This is a genomic window from Pragia fontium (assembly GCF_900638655.1).
Classification (GTDB): domain Bacteria; phylum Pseudomonadota; class Gammaproteobacteria; order Enterobacterales; family Enterobacteriaceae; genus Pragia; species Pragia fontium.
The window spans coordinates 1,055,778-1,072,762 of record NZ_LR134531.1; the positions used below are offsets into that span (position 1 = coordinate 1,055,778).

Here is a 16,985-nt window from a genome sequence, read left to right on the forward strand (position 1 = left end):
GTTAATTAACGTTTAACCGAATAACATTATCCAATTAATTAAAGATAACTAAGGTGGATTTACTATGAGTTCGTCAGCATCCCCAATAATTACTGAAATGCAGGTGATTCCGGTTGCCGGACACGACAGCATGTTATTAAACCTAAGTGGGGCTCACGCTCCTTATTTCACCCGTAACATCGTTATTATGAAAGATAACGCGGGTAACACTGGCGTCGGTGAAGTGCCGGGCGGTGAGCGCATCCGTCAGACGCTGGAAGATGCGAAGCCGCTGATTCTGGGTAAAACCCTCGGCGAATATAAAAATGTGATGAATAGCGTGCGCGATCAATTCTCCGACCGCGATGCCGGTGGGCGTGGCACTCAAACATTTGACCTGCGTACGACTATCCATGTGGTCACGGCGATTGAGGCCTCAATGCTCGATCTGTTAGGGCAGCATCTGGGGGTTACGGTGGCCTCTTTATTAGGTGATGGCCAGCAGCGTGATGAGGTTGAAATGCTGGGGTATCTGTTCTTTATCGGCGATCGCAACAAAACGGATTTGCCTTATCAGAGCCAGCCTAATGAACGTTGCGACTGGTACCGTTTACGCCATGAAGAAGCCTTAACCCCGGATAGCGTCGTGCGTTTAGCGGAAGCTGCCTATGAAAAGTATGGCTTTAACGACTTTAAACTGAAGGGCGGTGTGTTGGCTGGTGAAGAAGAGGCCGAATCGATTGTGTCGTTGGCACAACGTTTCCCTCAGGCGCGTATCACACTGGATCCGAACGGTGCATGGTCGTTAGATGAAGCAATTAATATTGGCAAATATCTCAAGGGCTCTTTGGCCTATGCAGAAGATCCATGCGGTGCTGAAGCGGGCTATTCTGGTCGTGAAATTATGGCGGAATTCCGTCGTGCTACTGGTTTGCTCACTGCCACTAATATGATCGCCACTGACTGGCGTCAGATGGGACATACCATTCAGCTTCATTCAGTAGATATTCCTCTGGCCGATCCGCATTTCTGGACTATGCAAGGTTCAGTGCGTGTTGCGCAAATGTGTCATGAATGGGGACTGACTTGGGGTTCTCACTCCAATAACCATTTTGATATTTCTCTGGCGATGTTTACTCAGGTGGCTGCGGCTGCGCCGGGCAAGATTACTGCAATTGATACTCACTGGATTTGGCAGGAAGGTAATCAACGTATTACCAAAGAGCCGCTGAAAATCGAAGGTGGCATGGTTCAGGTACCGAAGAAACCGGGGTTAGGGGTTGAGATCGATATGGATCAAGTGCTTAAAGCTCATGAGTTATACAAAAGCATGGGGCTTGGAGCGCGTAACGACGCGATGGGAATGCAGTATCTGATCCCTGATTGGACTTTTGATAACAAACGTCCTTGTTTGGTGCGTTAATTCACGATTTGGCCGTGCTATCCGCGCGGCTGACAACGTATCACTTAAGAAGCATTACTTAATCATAGCGTGTGGCTATGCGGTAAAAATACAAGGATTCATGATGTCTAAATACAATATTCCTAACCAGTTTCGTCAGGATCTTCGTGATGGTAAAAGGTTGATTGGTTGCTGGGCTGCTTTGGCCAGCCCAATTACCACCGAAGTGTTAGGGTATGCCGGTTTTGACTGGCTATTGCTCGATGGTGAACATGCACCGAATGACGTAAACACCTTTATTCCACAGCTGATGGCGTTAAAAGGTAGCGAGAGTGCGGCTGTCGTGCGCCCTCAGTCCAATGACCCGGTGACCATTAAGCGTTTGTTGGATATCGGATTTTATAACCTGCTGATCCCGTTTGTGGAGTCAGAGGAAGAGGCATTACAGGCCGTTGCGTCTACACGTTATCCCCCGCAGGGTATTCGCGGAGTATCGGTTTCTCACCGTAGTAATGGCTACGGCACCGTTGCTGATTATTTCAGCAAAATTAACGACAGTATCAGCGTAATGGTGCAGATCGAAAGCCAGAAAGGCGTAGATAATCTGGATGCCATCGCTGCCGTTGACGGTGTTGATGGGATATTTGTTGGGCCGAGCGACCTGTCTGCTGCGTTGGGATATTTAGGTCAGGCTGGTCATCCGGAAGTTCAGCAAGTGATTCGCCATATTTTTGAGCGGGCTAAAGCCCATGGTAAAGCATGCGGTATTTTGGCCCCGGTTGAAGCAGATGCTCGTCGCTATCTGGAATGGGGCGCAACCTTTGTTGCCGTCGGTAGTGATTTAGGCATTTTTCGCGGTGCAACTCAGGCGCTGTGTGACAAATATAAGTAATTGATAAAGCGGATTAATCCATTAATTGGGCAGTGCGCTAATAATTTTTTCTCCTACTTATGATAGTGGGCTGGTATACAGACAATGAGGAATGTGTCATGAAAATTGGATTTATTGGTTTGGGGATTATGGGCAAGCCCATGAGTAAAAATCTGCTGAAAGCAGGCTATTCTCTGGTGGTGATGGATCGTAATACTGATGCAGTAGCAGAAATTGTCGCTGCTGGTGCGACATCAGCGGCAACGCCGAAAGCAGTTGCGGAGCTTAGTGATGTGATTATCACGATGTTGCCTAATTCCCCGCAGGTAAAAGAGGTCGTTTTGGGAGAGAACGGCGTTATCGAGGGGGCCAAAAAAGGTGCCGTTGTGATCGATATGAGTTCTATTGCTCCTCTGGCCAGCCGGGAAATTTCCGCGGCGCTGGTAGAAAAAGGTGTAAACATGCTGGATGCGCCGGTTAGCGGCGGTGAACCTAAAGCGATTGACGGTACATTATCGGTGATGGTGGGGGGCGACAAGGCCATATTCGATAGTCATTTTGACATCATGAAAGCGATGGCGGGTTCTGTGGTGCATACCGGAGATATTGGCGCAGGTAACGTGACCAAGTTGGCTAATCAGGTAATTGTCGCGCTGAATATTGCCGCTATGTCAGAAGCGCTGGTATTAGCGACTAAAGCTGGGGTTAATCCGGATCTGGTTTATCAGGCAATTCGCGGTGGACTGGCTGGCAGTACCGTTTTGGATGCTAAAGCGCCAATGGTGATGGATCGTAACTTCAAGCCGGGTTTTCGTATCGATTTGCATATTAAAGATTTGGCTAACGCATTGGATACCTCGCACGGCGTGGGCGCTCAGCTCCCGTTAACCGCCGCCGTGATGGAGATGATGCAGGCGCTAAAAGCTGACGATATGGGCACCTTGGATCACTGTGCATTAGCCCGTTACTACGAGAAGTTAGCTAAAGTTGAAGTGAGCCGTTAATTGCAGCATCCCGCCGTCCCTATGGTGAACGGCGGGCAGACATAACGTTTTATCGTTGGTCATTTAATAATCTTTTATATGGATAGGTTATGAAAATAGTCATCGCACCGGATTCCTACAAAGAAAGTCTTAGTGCACTGGATGTTGCCGTTCAGATTGAAGCAGGATTCCGTGAAGTTTTCCCTGATGCTGAATACGTCAAGTTGCCTGTAGCAGATGGGGGAGAGGGGACAGTAGAAGCGATGGTAGCCGCTACATCAGGAAAAATGATTACGCTCGATGTGACCGATCCATTAGGTGAGCAAGGTTCGGCTTTTTTGGGGTTATCTGGTGATGAACGTTACGCCATTATTGAAATGGCTGCTGCCAGTGGCTTAGAGCGAGTACCCGTCAATAAACGTAATCCGATGACGACGACATCCTACGGCACAGGGGAGTTGATTGTCGAAGCCCTTAATCGGGGGGTAAAACATTGCATTATTGGCATCGGTGGCAGCGCAACGAATGATGGTGGCGCAGGGATGGTACAGGCGTTGGGTGCCAAACTGCTGGATGAAAATGGTCAGTCAATAGGCTTTGGTGGTGGAGCGCTATCGAAGCTGCGGCGCATTGATATCAGCACAATGGATAAGCGGATTAAAGAATGTCGATTTGAAGTCGCTTGCGACGTAACGAATCCGCTCACCGGTGAGCATGGTGCTTCAGCCATTTTTGGTCCACAGAAAGGCGCCACGCCGGAGATGATTGAACAGTTGGATGCCAATCTGTTGCATTATGCCAGTATTATCAAACGCGATTTGGGACTGGATGTAAATGACGTTCCCGGTTCAGGTGCTGCCGGCGGAATGGGAGCCGCATTATTGGCTTTCTGCGGGGCTGATTTGCGGCCAGGTATTGATATTGTGACTGAAGCAGTCGGGCTGGATGCAGTAGTAAAAGATGCCGATTTAGTCATCACTGGTGAAGGGCGGATTGATAGCCAAACGGTGAATGGCAAAGTCCCTATCGGTGTAGCGCGGGTGGCGAAAGCTTATCATAAACCAGTGATTGCTATTGCCGGAAGCCTAAGCAGCGATGTCGATATCGTCTATCAACATGGCTTAGATGCGGTGTTCAGCGTGTTATATAAGATATGTTCTTTGGATGATGCGCTAATGCAGGCGGCGGATAACGTAAGAATGACCGCCCGAAATATCGCAATGGTGTATAAACTAGGATTAGATAAATAGCGCTTAGATATTCCAGTTAATGATAAAACCTTAACCCCCTAAGTACTTAGCGACGGAGTGTATCGTGCCTGGAATGGCTACGGGCACTCCGGCAGCTAAAGCTGCTACGACCCTTACGCCATTCTTTCCTTCCAATTAAGCATTCTAACTGAGCATCATATTGATATTCGCACTAATTTTTACAGCCGGATAAGTTACAGTTAGCTCATATTAATCAACGTATAACTAATGTTCACCACCGCTATGGTGTGCGCCGCCGCCGATAATAAATGGTGGTTTAGCGAACCACACCAGCATAACCAGAACCAGAAAAATCCCACCGCATATCCAGAAGAATTCATTGGCCGACATAATCAGTCCTTGATTGGTGATTTGGTTATTGAGATACGCCGATATTTGTTCTTGCGACATGCCCATTTTACCCATTGAATCATAGGTTTGTTGCGTCAGCGGATTATAAGGATTAATAGCCTCAGTAAGCCGAGTATGGTGTAACGCTTCACGCTGTGACCATGAGGTGGTGGTAATTGAGGTTCCTACCGAACCAGCCAGCGTTCTCAAAAAGTTTGATAGGCTGGAAGCCGCAGCAATTTTAGAGGGTTCCACGTCGGATAGTGTGATGGTGGTTAGCGGCATAAAGAAGCAGGCCACGGCGAAGCCCTGAATAAATTGCGGCCAAGCCACGGCAGAGAAATCCATCGCCGGTTCAAAAGTGTAGGCGCGCCAGTAAAAACAGACGGCATAAACTACAAAGCTAAAGGTAACCAGACGGCGTAAGTCAATTTTAGGACCATATTTACCGATAACTGGTGCCAACAACAGTGGAATAAAGCCTATTGGTGCCGCTGCTAGCCCTGCCCAAGTAGCGGTATAGTTAAATACCACTTGTAAGAGCTGAGGTTGCAAGACAATTGACCCGATATACAGCATAAAGGCCAGGCTGATACACAAACAACCAATGGTAAAGTTGCGTGATTTAAACAGCGATAAATCGATAATCGGGTTATCGTCGGTTAACTCCCAGATAATCAGGAAGGTGATAGCAATTACTGCAACAACCGAGAGCACAATAATCTCGGTGGAGTGGAACCAGTCGAGCTCTTTCCCTCTGTCCAACAGCATTTGGAAGCAGCCGATACCAACCACCAGCAGCACCAGGCCAATGGTATCAATAGGCCGGATTTCTGTTTCAGTTTCACGATCTTTGAGAATGGCCCAAGTAATAACAACAACCGCAATACCCACTGGAACGTTAATATAGAAAATCCAGCCCCAGTGATAGTTATCGCTGATCCAGCCCCCCAGAATCGGACCGAAAATTGGCGCAACGGTTACCGTCATTGACCACAGAGCCAGTGCCATACTTCGTTTTAAGGGCGGGTAGTTGTTCAACAACAGGCTTTGGGAGAGCGGCATAATAGGACCGGCAACCAATCCCTGAATAACGCGGGAAAATATCAGCATCTCCAAACTATGTGACATACCGCATAGCCATGATGCGATGACAAACAGCGTGGTGGATATCATAAACAGGCGGACTTCGCCCACGCGCTTAGCTAACCAACCTGTTAATGGAATCGAGATCGCATTTGCCACCCCAAAAGAGGTGATAACCCAGGTACCTTGAGACAGCGATGAGCCTAGATCGCCGGAAATAGTTGGTATCGCTACGTTTGCAATAGTGGAGTCCAGAATTTGCATAAACGTTGCTAAAGCCAGCGCCAGCGTAATCCAGCCTAATTTCGCGCCCTCAAGGGGTTTTAATGGTGCAGTCATTTCAGCATCAGTTACCGGAGTTAGCCTGAATAATATCGGCAATTAAATGATTAACCGGCGTCAGATCATAAGTTAGCGCATCGGTTTGATAAGCGACCCCTTGCCGAGGTTTTTCAGCCAGAACCAGACCATTTTTGTCGGAAGTATTCACCGTGACATCCATGGATAAGCCGATACGCAGAGGATGTTGGGCAACCTGTTGCGGATCCAGTTCGATACGCACTGGAAGACGTTGAACCACTTTAATCCAGTTACCAGTTGCATTCTGAGCGGGTAACAAGGAAAACGCGCTGCCGGTTCCCATATCCAAGCCGGCGACGGTACCATTAAATTCCACATCATCACCGTAGAAGTCGCTGATAATGGTAACCGGCTGACCTATTCTCATGTTAGCCAACTGGGTTTCTTTAAAGTTAGCATCAACCCAAATTTGATCGGCAGGTACAATCACCATAAGAGGAGTACCCACTGCGATTTGTGAGCCAACCTGCACACTACGCCGGGAAATATAGCCAGTAATAGGCGCCACAACCTTAGTACGTTGTAAGGTTAGCCAAGCATCACGCAATTGTGAGGATGCGTGTAAAACCGATGGATGCTGTTCAACGGGTGTATTTAGCACCAGCGCGTTGTTTGAATTGTATTGCTGTAACGCAACTTCAAGTTCAGCTTTGGCACTGGCTGCCGCATCGCGGGCATGCTGTAACTCTTCTTTACCAATAACTGCTGCTTTACCGAGTGCTTCGCGGCGGGTTAAGTCAGCTTGAGCCTGACTGAGCGCGGTTTTTTTCAGTTCGATATTAGCCTGTAGCTGACGATTATTAATAATCAACTGATGAGTTTGGCGTACGCTATTGGCTAATGAGGTTTTAGCTCTTTCAAAGGCCTGCTGGGCATCAGTTGGATCCAGCGTTAGCAATACCTCTCCCTGCTTAACCAAGTCAGTATTATCGACGTGAATCGTCGTTACGTTACCGGAGATCTGCGCCATAATTTGAATTTGGTTACCGGCAACATAAGCATCATCCGTGGTTTGATGATGACGAAGGGCAACAAACCAATAAATGGCATAGCCGGTTCCGAGCAGAATGAATAGCACAGCGGCTATTGTGAGAGCCATTTTGCGTGTTTGCTTTTTACTTTTTGGTTGCGGGGACATGTTTTCCGCGGACATTCGGTTTCACCTTCAAATCAAATTAAGTTGTGTCTAAATGGGGGAAACAGACCATTTAGCTGATCTGAAATTCAGCGTTATAGTGTATGGGTATTTTATGAAATTGTGCAGAGATAAACTGCTGTAATTTAGCGGTATGCAATGGTATCGCATATATAGCTAAATTACAGCGCGACATTTAGGCGGGATCGATGTCTTCCAGACGGGTGAGTAATTTGCGGTTTAGCATTTCTAACTGTTGGCGCTCTTCTTCAGTAAATACTGACCAAATCTTTAGTAGATTAGCGTGTTGCTGAGGAAAAAGACCACTGAGAAATTCTTCACCGGCTGGTGTAAGAAACAAATGCAAGCAACGGCGATCTTTACCGCTTTCTTTACGTACGATCCAACCTTTTTTCTCCAGATCGTCTGCAATGCGCGTTGCATTGGTTCTGGATGAGCCTAAGGCTAAACTTAACTCAGATGGTTGAATAGATTTGTTTTTTTGTACGTTTAATATAATTAACGCCATAAAAAGCGTTTCATTAATACCCTGAGCCTTAAAATTCTTATTACGAAATTCTAAGAGTTTGCTATGAGTGTGCATACTCAAACGTGTTAATTGAATTTCCTGGTAAGGAAACTCATCTTGTATTGATGAATATTGGTTTAAAATACTTTCGGTAGGCGAAAATGAACTTTCCATGTGCTAGCATCTCCTTATTAGCATGGGGTAATGATAGCGTTGATAATACCTATAAGTAAATATTTTGAGATTTAATGTGAGAAATTATTTATTTATTCTTATCAATTAACTGTATTTAACTAGGTTTTAACAATATTTTTTCATCATGATAATAACTATCAAGGTAACTCATTATGAGTAAGTCAATAGTCATGCAGGGTGCAGGGAAGGGGCTAGCGAGAATGTAGCCTGCCAGAAATGTGGTCTGTACAGGCATTTAATATTAGATTTAGGCTGATTGGCTTACCAAAGAGTGGATGACCAGAATACGCGCCCAATAATATGAATGCGTTGTTCAATCTCTTCCCGAGTTAGATGCTCATCAGGGTAATCGGTACTATTAAAGCTTTTTATAATCACGCCACCATCAGGACGGGGAATGAGTTGTTTTACCCGGATAAGATTACCATCACGAATGGCATATAGATCGCCGTCAATAATCGTTGAGTTGTTGGCCGTATCTATTCCCACCACATCGCCACTGCGCAGCATTGGCGCCATGCTATTGCCAATGACTCTCACTACCCGAGCGTTACGCGCATTGACCCCCATCCGGCGTAGCGTATAGCGGCGAAAGGGCAGTGCATAAACTTCATGTTCATTATCTGGCATCGCGCCATCACCGCAGGCTGCTTCAACGTTGAGAACGGTGACTTCAACAAATTCATCTTTATCATGATTCATCGATTCCCATTCTTCTACCCGCAGGCTACTGGCTTTAATTTCACTATCATAGACATCGACCTGCTTAACCACTGAGGGCTCATCACCGAATAATAGCCACTGAGGGCTAACATCTAATGCCTCGGCCAGTTTATCCAGATTACGTGGTGAGCGGGTCTGTCCTGATTCAATTTTATTGATCGATTGCTGGCTGACGTTGATTTTTTCAGCCAGCGTTTTCTGACTTAAGCCTAATTGTTCACGTCGCTTAGCGACGCGTTCTGCTAACGTCTGCATAGTGATTCTCTTGATGTATAAGGTATATAAATGACAACTAAAGATATCACCACTATAACAACTAATATGTGTTGATCAACCATTAATTTTCAACTACTATACTACCACAACCATTTGTTGTTATTGTCCGGGGGGATAAATGAATAATATTAAGACAACTTTAGAGATGTGGGGTAACTGGGCGCGCTGTAATGTCGGTACCGAATATTCAAAAGTTAATGTCACTTTTCAGGCGGTGTTACCGGATAGTAGTTCATCATTTTTGCGTACTGATGATAACCAAGGAATGGTCGTTGATTCTGCGGTTGCGGGGCTGCGGCATTTTGACCAATTGGCTTATAAGCTAGTGATTGCACACTATGTTTACCGGATTAGCCAATCTAAACTAGCTAAGCAGTTGGGGAAGGCTCAGAGTTATGTTGCGGGTATTTTAAGAGTGGCAGAAGCGTTTATTGCCGGGCAGATTTTTGTTCGATCTGGTGAGGAAGTTGCTGTTTAGTCCAAAATGATTTTTTGTTTTTTTGCCTCTCCATGCCGCCTTTGTGCGGCATGTTTTGTTTAAATACAACGTGATAAATAAAGTTGTAAAAACACCAAAAAGGTGTTGAATTAATCTGATTATCAGGTATAGTAAGCAGTATAAAGTCGCAAAGTTGTATCCAGACAAGCCATTAGATAAAAAGCCTGCATGATGAATGCGGGCTTTTTGTTTTTTAGCTCTAACGCTCTGGTTTTGTGACTTTATTTGATACGTAGCTCTCCATTTTCAGGAGAGACTAAAGGGAGAATGATGTTATTGCTACCGACGGTAGACCGGGTACTTTCTGATTAAAGTTGTTAAACCCAGGAATATCATTATTTAGCAATAGAATTACGTATCAATGTGTCACTTTAGCCCCGCTTTGCGGGGCTTTTTTATTTCTCTTGTATAACTTAATTGGAAAATATACATGCCGATGAAAGAACCTCAAAACTACCTTTCTCTGAGCTATATCCTGGTATTGGTCATGACATTACTGGGCGCCATCGCCAGTTACGCTTACCGCATCCTGAACGGTGAAGAGTTTCGCTGGTCGATTCTGCTATTGCAGGCGACGGTGGCCATTTTTGCCGGAGCGTTAGTGCTACTGGCTGCCAGCTATTATCACTGGGCAGCAGAACTTGCTGGCGGTATTGCTGGCTTGGCGGGATGGTCCGGTGCTGAATTTATTAAGATTCTGGAAAAGCGTTTTTTGAAGCGTATAGATGGAGGACGTGATGATAACTAGCCAAAGTGGCGTAGAGCACATTAAATCCTTCGAATCTTGCCAGTTAAAAGCTTATCTCTGTCCGGCAAAAGTTTGGACGATTGGCTATGGCCATACCTCTGGGGTTAAGCCAAACGATCAAATTAGTGCCATGCAGGCGGAACGTTATCTTAAAGCGGATTTGGTACGCGTTGAACAGGATGTGTTACGGATTGTTAAGGTTCCACTAACCCAAGGGCAGTTCGATGCACTGGTTTCTTTTGCTTTTAACTGTGGCGCTCGAGCGTTAAGTACTTCGACGTTGTTACGCAAATTAAATCAGCGGGATTACAACGGTGCTGCCGATGAGTTTGGTCGCTGGGTTTATGCCAACGGTAAACGGTTTGCCGGTTTAGAACGGCGTCGCCGTTTAGAAAAACGGATGTTTGAATCATGACATTTTCTGCACGAATGATGACTACCGCTTTAACCGGTGTATGCATCGTTTTGCTGCTGCTTTATGCCCGCTGGCTTGGTAATCAACTGAGCCAGTTAAGAAATGAGAAGCAACAGGCAGTGGTGGCGTTAGCAGAGGAACGGGCTTATTCAGCCAAGATCAGGGCCCAGTATAGGCAAATCCAGGAGGTAATGGATGATGTTGCAGAGCAAAAACAAGAGAGCGAAAAACGCACTGTGGCGTTGCAGCGAGCATTGGCTCAAAGCCAACTGGCGAGTCCTTGCGTTGCTGAGCCCGTTCCTGATGCTGTCACTCAGCGGCTGCGCGAACGAGTCGCCGAGGTCAACGCCACCGCTGCCGGTGCCAAAAATGCTGTTCCGCCCGTGCCAGGCACCTGACTATCAGGTCCGCTATTACGGTGATTATCCTGGATATGTCGCTGAACTGCTGGCGGTGATTGAACGGTGTAATGGGCAATTAGAGGGGGTGAGGAAGGTGGTTGAGTCTTATACTTCGTTTGATAACGAAATTTTATCGCCAAATAACAACAAGAATAAAGAAAAACAATTAAAAGTTAAATAAACAACTAAAAGGGGTTGTTTTTATCTGATTATCAGGTATAGTAACTCCCATAAAGTCACAAGATTGTATCCAAACAAAGCATAACAAAAGGCCTGCATTTGAATGCGGGCCTTTTGCGTTTTATTGGCTAACTATCTGGTTTATTGATTTTATTTGATGCTCACTACTTTGTGGTTTGTGGTTTGTGGGCGTTAGTTATGGATTAATAGTGTTTAATGATGATCAATCACAGCTGAGTTCTTGAGCACTAAAAGTTGTTAATTGACGATTCGTTTATCTATTTCCCTATTTAAGCCCCGCTTTGCGGGGCTTTTTTGTTTCTCATATTCATTGAACCGCTATTTTGAGGTTTTTATGGCAACAATCATTGAACAGCAGCTGAAAAGTCTGCTGCAACCCCTGCTGGACTCCAACCTGATTATCAAAGGGGAAACGGTACCGCAGGAACCTTATGCCGAGTTAAGTACGGTTTCCTGTACTGCGCTGGGGATGAGTGATGAAGTTGATCGAAACGTCAGTGATGACGGTTATTTGATCGTTCGTGGCCAGCGTCGGGCTGAAATTGCTATTCACTATTACGGCGGTGATGTGGTTGAGCAATTAAGCAAAATCAACGATGGGCTGCGAAAAGTATCTGTGTCGGAGAAGTTTCAACTGGCACAAATTGGAATAGAGGGAAGCGCTCAATTAAAAACAGAAATGAAAGAGGATGCCCAATGGACACCGAATTCAGAAACCTATCTGAGCTTTTTTATCCACTATTCCGTGATTATTAAAGACGCTGTAAGCGTCATTGATAATGTTCAGGCTACCTCTGATGGTAGCAAAACTATTTTTAACTTAACGAGGTAAAACAATGGGTTCTCTGAATCAGATTGTGAACGTAAATATTGCATTAAGCACTACCAGTGTACCGCGCGGCGTGTTTGGCGTGCCAATGATTATTGCTCCGCTAACAACGTTTACCGAGCGCGTTCGCGTTTATTTTGACTATAACGCAGCTCAAGAAGATGGCCTGCCAGCCGATGTGCTGAAAGCGCTGAGCGCGGTATTTAGTCAGACTCCACGTCCGCAAATGTGTAAGGTGGGTCGTCTGGAAGCTGATACAGAAGGTAAAGTTGTTGCTACTACGCTGGCTGCTCAGCTAACGGCGATTCAGGCTGAAGATGCCAACTGGTACGGTTTTGCCTTGACTGAACGAACGGCTGCACTGCAAATGGCGGCGGCTGAGTGGGCTGAAACTCAAACTAAAATGTTCTTCACTTCCTGCGCAGAAGCAGCGGTAACTGATGCCAGCAGCAAAGAAGATACTCTGTCTCAACTGGCGGCGAAAAATTACCTGCGTACCGCCGTTATTGTTGATAAACATGCGGCAGAACAGTATCTGGAAATGGCTTGGATGGGACGCTGCTTTACCATTGCTCCGGGTGGTGAAACCTGGGCACTGAAACAACTTTCTGGTGTACAAGCCTCTGACTGGAGTGCTACTGAGCAGCAAACCATTCTGAAGAAAGGCGGGAATACCTTCGAACGTTTTGCTCCGCAAATTTATCTGACCACGCCAGGCAAAGTAGTTAGCGGTGAATGGGTTGACGTTATCCGCTTCCGCGACTGGTTAGCTGATGCTATTCAGACCAGCCTGAGTACGATGATGATCAATCGTAATAAAGTTCCTTATACCGACGGTGGTATTGCTCTGATCGTGAATAACCTGACCGGCTGCCTGATTGAAGGCCAGCGCGTAGGAGGTATTGCGCCGGATGAAATCGATGCTGAAGGTAACAACGTTAAGGGCTTTGTGGTGACTTATCCACGTAGTGTTGATGTCTCTTTCCAGGATAAAGCCGATCGTATTTTGAATTTATCCTTCTCCGCCCGTTTAGCCGGTGCGATTCACTTAACCAATATCAACGGCAATCTGTCGTATGAATTACAATAATAAGGAAAAATATCATTATGGCTGCTGAATTAACGGGTACTTATAAAGGCGATCAGGTTTTTGTTACTGTTGGCCCGGTTCTTATTTCTGGTTTTAGTGACGGTGATGCAATTACGGTAAAACGTGCTGAAGGTCTATACACTTCAAAAGTCGGTATTGATGGTGGTGTGGCGCGTGTACGTAATGCGAATAAGTCTGGTTCGATCGAAATTAAATTATTGCAAACCAGCAAAGTTAACGATGAACTTTCAGATTTGTTTTATGTGGACAACTTTAATGAAGATGGTTCTCCGGTGTTGCCGATCAGTGTGACTGATGGAAATGGCCGCACATTATGCTCCGCTGGTCACGCATGGTTGAAAGCGGTACCTGATGTCTCTTTTGGTAAAGATGTTTCCGACCGCCTATGGGCATTTGAGTGTGCTGATTTAAAAATTTATGTTGGCGGCAACTAATTTTATTCATTAGTTAATCAAAAACTATCGCAAAGTTAAATTAATTTTATTTTTTAGCTGAATAGTCAGACATATTCGGGAAGCTTCGGCTTCCCTTTTTATAAGGAATAGATATGCAAGTTGAAACTTTTATTATTGGCAACAGAGAATATACAGCAAAGAAGATGAATGCATTTGATGCTGGTCGTTTCTTATTGAAAATTAAAAATATAGCGGCACCTGCATTAACTGCATTTGCTCAGGCTGATAATGCGAATGATGTTAATTTATTTGAGCTTTTTTCTGGGCTGGATGAAGAAGCACATGAAAAAGTGATTTTCCCAATTCTTGCGGCTTCAGCCGTTTATTCTATTGAAGATAAAAGAAAAGTCGCATCTATCACTGATATGAATATGTGCTTTAACGTTGATACATTGCTCGATTTTTATCTTCTGGTTTGGGAGGTGTTAAAGATGAATTTTGCCCCTTTTATCGAGCGCGCCAGTACCCACTTTGGTTATCAAGATATAGAGCAAGCGGCCAGCGAGTAGCCAGCGATAGTGCAGGAACGTTGAGAGAAGATCTACAACAGGAGCTTTGGATTTGGCGCCCAATTATGGCACGCCTGGTGACTTTACAAGAAGTGAAACAAGGTGAAGTCGATACTGATGATTTATTAAAGCTCAATGCACTGTTGGATATGCGCGAAACGATGCAGTTACAAGCGCAGTTGGAGAACCAAACATGAGTAATCAGAATATTGGGGCTATGCAAGTAGCCAATTCATTAGATGGATTAAGAGCATCGTTACCACCACTTAATAAAGTTAATGAAAAAATAGAAGACACGGTTAAAAAAATAGGGGTACAGGTTAATATTAATCAGAGTATTGCTGAAAAAAATATTAGGCATATATCTAATAATGTTAACAATCTATTGAGTGGATTAAGTAAAGTATCGTCAGCGGTATTAACGCGTAATGCTCCCAGTATCAATCAAGCGGTAAAAAAATTCTTTTTTATTTCGAATATTACTGAACGAATAAAAAATGATATTTCAATTAAGATAAACGTTGCGCCCTCTCAATCTAATGAGAAATCTTCTTGCCCAAATGATGGAGAGCGTGGTGGTGATAAAAAAGATATCTGGGACACCATCAAGTTTTTTACTGAATTGGCTGCCGACCTTCTCACTATACTCGATATATTAGGCGGGTTTCGTAAACTGAAGAGAATCTTCAGGTTAATGGGGGGAGCATTTTCAAAGGTATTTTCTCGAATAGGTTCTTTTGCCAAGGGGGTTGGTAGCGCTGTTGGTAAGGCTCTTAAGTCAGCTGCCGGATCTATTACTCGACAAGCCAAGCGTCTTTTTTCTGGTGTCAAACAGATTGCGAGCAGTGTTAAGAGTAAGGTCGGCTCTGGTATTAGAGGCGGATACACTAAAGCCAAGAATTTTCTTTCCTCTGGTGGTAATAAGGTAAAAACGCTTTTTTTAGCCGGGAAGGATAAAGCTAAAAACCTGTTTACTTCTGGGCGAGAAAAGGCAAAAAATTTGCTTTCTTCAGGCAAGGAGAAGGCGAGGAATTTACTTTCTTCAGGGAAAAATAGGGTTAAATCAGTTGCCAACGTTGGAAAACAGCTATTTGGCCGGTTAAGCAATTTTATTAAGCCCGCAGTTTCAAAAGGAAAAGACTTACTCTCTTCAGGGAAAAACAGAGTTAAGTCAGTTGGTAACGTTGGAAAACAGTTATTTAGCCGGTTAGGCAATTTTATTAAGCCTGCGGTTTCAAAAGGAAAAGATTTACTCTCTTCAGGGAAAAACAGAGTTAAGTCAGTTGCTAACGTTGGAAAGCAGTTATTTGGACGATTGGGCAATTTTCTCAAACCTGCGGTTTCCAAAGGAAAAGATTTACTCTCAAAAGGTAAAAACACAGCTAAATCATTGGCTGGAAGAGCTTCTGGCTTAGGTAGCGATATTCTTAAGAGAGGTGGGAGCTTATTTACTAAGATGGCTGGCCCAATGCTAAACATTGGCAAAAGCCTGATGAGTAAAGTTCCTGGTGGCATTAAGTCAGCCATGAAAACAACGTTTACTGCAGGAAAAAGCCTGCTGAGTAATCCGAAGGTACTCCGAACGTTGGGTAGGGTGGCTTCTGTCGGTTTACGCGTTGGTCGGATGGCGACACCGATTGGTTGGGCAAGTCTGGCTGCTGAGGGCGCTATTCGATTAGGCTACCATGCTTATAAAAAGTATCAGGCATCAAAAGAGAATGAAGGAACACCAGGGAGTGGAGAAGGCCCAGGTAAGGATAACTCTGATGTTTATCCACAAACCGTTACCCCAGGAATGGCTGCGGCAGCCAGTGCTGCTAATGCAATGAATTACATGATTAACAGTAATCCTCAGTTTCAAATCAATATATTACCGGGAACTCCTGAACAGCAGATTAATGATATTCGTCAGGCCGCTTTGGATGGCACTAAGCAAGGCGAAAAACAGTTAACTGCAACGATTAATGGGGGTATGTAATGAGTAGTGTTTGGGGGATATTAACAAAACTTTTAAATGATAAGTCATCTGGTGTTGTGCGGTTTCAAAATGCCTATTCAAACATGGAGTTTGATGTCGTTACCAGTGAAAGCCATACATGGACGGCGGATGTGACAACCAATCCAGTGGAAACTGGGGCGGTTATTACAGACCATGTACAGCTAAAACCGGACTCGCTTGAAATCTCGGGGATCATCAGCAATTCTTCTATTGAACGCTGGCGTGGCCGTTTTCTGGAAACGCTGTCTGATTTATTCAATAAAGAATCGAATATACAAAAAGCGTTCGATCAATTAAGGATGCTGTTAGAAAATCGCCAACCGGTGATGGTGTATACCAAATACCGCAATTACCCCGATATGGTGCTAACCCGATTATCCATTCCGCGTAAAGCAGGGGAAGGGGATTCCATTGAGTTTTCTGCGACCTTTACCCATATTCGTCGAGTATCTACGCTCATTGTTGATGCAGAAGAAGCTGGAATTAATCCTAAACAGGCTGATTCTCCGGCGACATCACGTAAGTCGTCTCCAAAAAATAATAAAGGGCCAATACACCCGTCAACCGCAAATGACGAAACAGTTACCCATATTGAAAATAAAGAGACAACGGTTGAAACGAATGTGTCGGTAGAGGTGAATACTTAGAAAATAGCTATTTTCTATTGTAAGGTTTAAT

19 protein-coding genes are annotated in these 16,985 nt (G+C 44.8%); 15 read left to right on the forward strand and 4 right to left on the reverse strand.

The window, feature by feature from the left end:
• Positions 1-64 precede the first annotated feature (64 nt).
• From gudD to EL341_RS04335, 4 genes are all read left to right on the forward strand, one after another.
• Positions 65-1,402: a glucarate dehydratase gene (gene gudD / locus EL341_RS04320; protein WP_047780205.1), complete on the forward strand. Its 1,338-nt coding sequence runs from the start codon at positions 65-67 to the stop codon at positions 1,400-1,402.
• Between the two features lie 103 nt (positions 1,403-1,505).
• Positions 1,506-2,273 carry a 2-dehydro-3-deoxyglucarate aldolase gene (gene garL / locus EL341_RS04325; protein ID WP_047780206.1) on the forward strand — a complete coding sequence of 256 codons (768 nt, stop codon included), beginning with the start codon at positions 1,506-1,508 and terminating at the stop codon, positions 2,271-2,273.
• Between the two features lie 98 nt (positions 2,274-2,371).
• Entirely contained in the window at positions 2,372-3,256 is an 885-nt protein-coding gene (gene garR / locus EL341_RS04330) for a 2-hydroxy-3-oxopropionate reductase (protein WP_074820014.1), read from the forward strand.
• 89 nt (positions 3,257-3,345) lie between these two features.
• On the forward strand, positions 3,346-4,485 hold the full coding sequence (locus EL341_RS04335; protein ID WP_074820011.1) for a glycerate kinase: 1,140 nt from the start codon (positions 3,346-3,348) through the stop codon (positions 4,483-4,485).
• A gap of 225 nt (positions 4,486-4,710) precedes the next feature.
• On the opposite strand, the gene emrB is transcribed toward EL341_RS04335, so the two are convergent.
• From emrB to EL341_RS04355, 4 genes are all read right to left on the reverse strand, one after another.
• Positions 4,711-6,261, reverse strand: a complete 1,551-nt coding sequence (gene emrB / locus EL341_RS04340) for a multidrug efflux MFS transporter permease subunit EmrB (RefSeq protein ID WP_047780209.1) — start codon at positions 6,259-6,261, stop codon at positions 4,711-4,713.
• Positions 6,262-6,268: 7 nt separating this feature from the next.
• Positions 6,269-7,435 carry a multidrug efflux MFS transporter periplasmic adaptor subunit EmrA gene (gene emrA / locus EL341_RS04345; protein ID WP_047780210.1) on the reverse strand — a complete coding sequence of 389 codons (1,167 nt, stop codon included), beginning with the start codon at positions 7,433-7,435 and terminating at the stop codon, positions 6,269-6,271.
• Between the two features lie 178 nt (positions 7,436-7,613).
• Positions 7,614-8,120, reverse strand: coding sequence for a transcriptional repressor MprA (gene mprA, locus EL341_RS04350; RefSeq protein WP_047780211.1), 507 nt, complete (start codon positions 8,118-8,120; stop codon positions 7,614-7,616).
• A 282-nt stretch (positions 8,121-8,402) separates the two neighbouring features.
• Complete coding sequence (locus EL341_RS04355) at positions 8,403-9,119, reverse strand: XRE family transcriptional regulator (RefSeq protein WP_047780212.1); 717 nt, start codon at positions 9,117-9,119, stop codon at positions 8,403-8,405.
• A 139-nt stretch (positions 9,120-9,258) separates the two neighbouring features.
• Between EL341_RS04355 and EL341_RS04360 the strand changes: the two genes are divergently transcribed.
• The 11 genes from EL341_RS04360 to EL341_RS04410 all read left to right on the forward strand — a co-directional run bounded on the left by EL341_RS04360 (position 9,259) and on the right by EL341_RS04410 (position 16,954).
• The gene (locus EL341_RS04360) at positions 9,259-9,618 is read left to right on the forward strand and encodes an antiterminator Q family protein (protein ID WP_047780213.1); all 360 of its coding nucleotides are present in this window, start codon (positions 9,259-9,261) and stop codon (positions 9,616-9,618) included.
• Between the two features lie 451 nt (positions 9,619-10,069).
• On the forward strand, positions 10,070-10,387 hold the full coding sequence (locus EL341_RS04365; RefSeq protein ID WP_047780214.1) for a phage holin family protein: 318 nt from the start codon (positions 10,070-10,072) through the stop codon (positions 10,385-10,387).
• Entirely contained in the window at positions 10,377-10,802 is a 426-nt protein-coding gene (locus EL341_RS04370; protein ID WP_047780215.1) for a lysozyme, read from the forward strand. Before EL341_RS04365 ends, EL341_RS04370 begins: the two co-directional genes overlap by 11 nt.
• Entirely contained in the window at positions 10,799-11,200 is a 402-nt protein-coding gene (locus EL341_RS04375; protein ID WP_047780216.1) for a hypothetical protein, read from the forward strand. Before EL341_RS04370 ends, EL341_RS04375 begins: the two co-directional genes overlap by 4 nt.
• Complete coding sequence (gene lysC, locus EL341_RS04380; RefSeq protein ID WP_428480387.1) at positions 11,106-11,384, forward strand: Rz1-like lysis system protein LysC; 279 nt, start codon at positions 11,106-11,108, stop codon at positions 11,382-11,384. Before EL341_RS04375 ends, lysC begins: the two co-directional genes overlap by 95 nt.
• Positions 11,385-11,738: 354 nt before the next feature.
• Positions 11,739-12,236 carry a phage neck terminator protein gene (locus EL341_RS04385; protein ID WP_074820007.1) on the forward strand — a complete coding sequence of 166 codons (498 nt, stop codon included), beginning with the start codon at positions 11,739-11,741 and terminating at the stop codon, positions 12,234-12,236.
• A 4-nt stretch (positions 12,237-12,240) separates the two neighbouring features.
• Complete coding sequence (locus tag EL341_RS04390; RefSeq protein ID WP_074820005.1) at positions 12,241-13,323, forward strand: DUF3383 family protein; 1,083 nt, start codon at positions 12,241-12,243, stop codon at positions 13,321-13,323.
• A 17-nt stretch (positions 13,324-13,340) separates the two neighbouring features.
• A complete protein-coding gene (locus EL341_RS04395) occupies positions 13,341-13,778 on the forward strand; it encodes a phage structural protein (RefSeq protein ID WP_074820003.1) in 438 nt (145 codons plus the stop codon).
• A gap of 113 nt (positions 13,779-13,891) precedes the next feature.
• Positions 13,892-14,308: a phage tail assembly chaperone gene (locus EL341_RS04400; protein ID WP_083399604.1), complete on the forward strand. Its 417-nt coding sequence runs from the start codon at positions 13,892-13,894 to the stop codon at positions 14,306-14,308.
• A gap of 193 nt (positions 14,309-14,501) precedes the next feature.
• Positions 14,502-16,286, forward strand: coding sequence for a hypothetical protein (locus EL341_RS04405; protein ID WP_074819999.1), 1,785 nt, complete (start codon positions 14,502-14,504; stop codon positions 16,284-16,286).
• Entirely contained in the window at positions 16,286-16,954 is a 669-nt protein-coding gene (locus EL341_RS04410; RefSeq protein ID WP_074819997.1) for a phage baseplate protein, read from the forward strand. The genes EL341_RS04405 and EL341_RS04410 overlap by 1 nt, the downstream gene beginning before the upstream one ends.
• The last annotated feature ends 31 nt before the right edge of the window (positions 16,955-16,985 follow it).